We start from the raw sequence: 356 nt of genomic DNA, 5'->3' as shown, positions 1-356 counted from the left end.
CTAACCGCAAGGAGGCAGCTAACCACGGTAGGGTCAGCGACTGGGGTGAAGTCGTAACAAGGTAGCCGTAGGGGAACCTGCGGCTGGATCACCTCCTTTCTAAGGAAGCTGTGGAATTGGTAAGACGACCGTCTTGAACGGTATGAACCTTCCCGTGCTTTTTAGAACAAGATCGGATCAGTCAGATCACGATCGCAACGTAATACGCCGCAGAGACTTCGGTCCTGACGGTATGGCGAGCTTTCGCCGTCCACGTTTCTCTTTCTTCATGAAGACAAAAAACCGCGCTTGTCCGGCTTGTGCTGGACCGGTTCCCGAATGGGCCCGTAGCTCAGTTGGTTAGAGCACACGCTTGA

General features: G+C 53.9%; 1 rRNA gene. It reads left to right on the top strand.

Features of this window, described 5'->3' with window-relative positions:
* Positions 1 to 99 (top strand): 16S ribosomal RNA (locus tag IB248_RS31095); the annotation flags it as partial.
* Between the last annotated feature and the right edge of the window lie 257 nt (positions 100 to 356).

Source organism: Rhizobium sp. RHZ01, assembly GCF_014851595.1.
Taxonomy (GTDB): domain Bacteria; phylum Pseudomonadota; class Alphaproteobacteria; order Rhizobiales; family Rhizobiaceae; genus Rhizobium; species Rhizobium altiplani.
Note: the sequence above shows the minus strand (reverse complement) of the source record. Positions and strands in the feature narration are given on the sequence as shown.